The organism is Melioribacter sulfuriphilus (genome assembly GCF_051488685.1).
In the GTDB taxonomy this organism is placed as follows: domain Bacteria; phylum Bacteroidota; class Ignavibacteria; order Ignavibacteriales; family Melioribacteraceae; genus Melioribacter.
This window is the reverse complement of record NZ_JBPSEH010000024.1, coordinates 1-704: the sequence shown is the minus strand read 5'-3', so window position 1 is coordinate 704 and position 704 is coordinate 1. Positions and strand designations below refer to the sequence as shown.

The 704-nt window shown below is 35.4% G+C and carries 1 pseudogene; it reads left to right on the top strand.

Annotated features, from left to right (window positions below):
- Positions 1-704 (top strand): annotated as a pseudogene (locus ACSSV9_RS14570) (T9SS type A sorting domain-containing protein); the annotation flags it as partial.

Sequence of the window (704 nt, the reverse complement as noted above, 5' to 3'; positions counted from 1 at the left end):
CAAGTATACAATTGTGTTACTGTATCAGTACAAGAAGTTCCGGCGCAATCAAAAGGAAGATGGCTTCCTTCCGAAGGAACAGTAAATGTATTAATTATCTTCGCGGAATTTCCAGATGACAACTATGATATTAATAATACAAGATGGGTTAAAGGCAACGCTCCTCAAAATATGAATAATTGGGTCGATCAAACATGGTCAGCTAACCCTACTCTAGGTTCGCTAACTCATTATTTTAACGAAATGTCCGGCAACAAGCTTCATTTTATTGGAAAAGAAGTTCACGTAATTGCACCGCATACAAGAGATTGGTATATGAATAATTACATCAGTAATCGAAGAGGCAATATTCAAAAAGAAATAATCCAACAACTTGATACAACATGGGATTTTGCTGAGTTTGATAACTGGGATTGGGTAAGTGATTATACATACTATAATAATGCCGATACATACGTTGACATGATCATTTTTGTCTGGAGAAATATTTCAGGAGATTTAAGTAATCCCTATCAAGGTTTAATAGATTTAGGATTTGTAAGCAATTATGGTGATTTGGGAGATATAGGAATTATTAATGTGGACAACAACCAGAGGAAAATAGCAACGTCATTTGGTGGGAGGGATTCAATACCATACGGTTCCGGTGTGACAGTAAGAAATTATTTAACCGAGGACCCATTCAGAAATGTAATACATGAATT